The sequence below is a fragment of the Mycobacterium sp. 4D054 genome, assembly GCF_052245755.1.
Lineage (GTDB): Bacteria > Actinomycetota > Actinomycetes > Mycobacteriales > Mycobacteriaceae > Mycobacterium.
Map to the genome: position 1 here is coordinate 1 of NZ_JBQQCF010000136.1, position 1,469 is coordinate 1,469.

Annotated in this window: 1 protein-coding gene; it reads left to right on the plus strand. The window is 64.4% G+C overall.

The window, feature by feature from the left end; all coding sequences use genetic code 11:
- Window positions 1-241: 241 nt before the first annotated feature.
- Window positions 242-1,447, plus strand: a complete 1,206-nt coding sequence (locus ACTWP6_RS30250; RefSeq protein WP_006247666.1) for an IS110 family transposase — start codon at window positions 242-244, stop codon at window positions 1,445-1,447.
- Window positions 1,448-1,469 lie beyond the last annotated feature (22 nt).

Genomic DNA, 1,469 nt, shown 5'->3' on the forward strand with positions numbered 1-1,469 from the left:
GTCCTTAAGTTCGTAGTTGCAGTTACTTCGTGTTGTTACGTTGGGCTGTGACCCGGGTGGGTCGGGTGAGGCTGCATGGTCGTAGCCGGCCCTGGTGGTGCGGCTTGAAAGGACTGGCCGCCCGGCCTGCCTGGACTCCTCTGGCCGCTGATTGAGATCTGCGATGTGATCGCTTGTTTAAGGAAATGCTGGCGGGGTTGTCCATGGGGATCATGTTGGTAGACAGGCGAAAAGAGGGGTGATGACGACGGGCCAGGTGTGGGCTGGAGTGGATGTTGGTAAAGAGCATCACTGGGTTTGTGCGGTCGACGACAGCGGGAAGGTGGTGTTGTCGCGCCGGCTGGTCAACGACGAGCAACCGATCCGGGAGCTCGTCGCTGAAATCGACGAGCTGGCCGAGCGAGTGTCGTGGACGGTGGACCTGACCACGGTGTATGCCGCACTGGTGTTGACGGTGCTGGCCGACGCCGGCAAAACGGTCCGGTATCTGGCCGGCCGGGCGGTGTGGCAGGCCTCGGCGACCTACCGCGGTGGGGAGGCCAAAACCGATGCCAAAGACGCTCGGGTGATCGCCGACCAGGCGCGCATGCGCGGCCAGGACTTGCCCGTTCTGCATCCCGATGATGACTTGATCAGCGAGTTGCGGATGCTCACCGGCCATCGCGCCGACCTGGTGGCCGACCGCACCCGCACGATCAACCGGCTGCGCCAGCAACTCGTCGCGGTCTGCCCGGCCCTGGAACGAGCCGCCCAACCGAGCCAAGACCGTGGCTGGGTGATACTGCTGGCGCGCTACCAGCGTCCCAAAGCGATTCGACAAAGCGGTGTTTCGCGGCTGACCAAAGTCTTGACCGATGCCGGTGTGCGCAACGCCGCCTCGATCGCGGCGGCTGCGGTGGCTGCAGTGAAAACCCAGACGATGCGCCTGCCCGGCGAAGAGGTGGCCGCCGGGTTGATCGCTGATCTGGCGCGGGAGGTGATCGCCCTCGATGACCGCATCAAGACCACCGACGCCGACATCGAGGGCCGATTTCGCCGCCATCCACTCGCCGAGGTGATCACCAGCATGCCCGGCATAGGATTTCGGCTGGGCGCCGAATTCCTCGCCGCCGTTGGTGATCCCGCGCTGATCGGATCGGCTGACCAACTCGCGGCCTGGGCCGGCCTGGCGCCAGTGTCTCGAGACTCCGGAAAGCGCACCGGACGACTGCACACCCCCAAGCGTTACAGTCGCCGACTGCGCCGAGTCATGTACATGTCGGCGTTGACCGCGATCCGCTGCGACCCAGATTCCAAGGCCTATTACCAGCGCAAACGAGACGAAGGAAAGCGGCCGATCCCCGCCACCATCTGCCTGGCGCGACGGCGCACCAACGTTCTCTACGCCCTCATCCGTGACAACCGGACCTGGCAACCTGATTCACCCCCGGTCACCGCCGCGGCTTGACTTCTTCATTGAGAGTCCTTTC

What these genes read in the sequence shown, in the direction of transcription:
- ACTWP6_RS30250 (WP_006247666.1), top strand. Translation starts at nt 242, where the DNA reads ATGACGACGGGCCAGGTGTGGGCTGGAGTGGATGTTGGTAAAGAGCAT.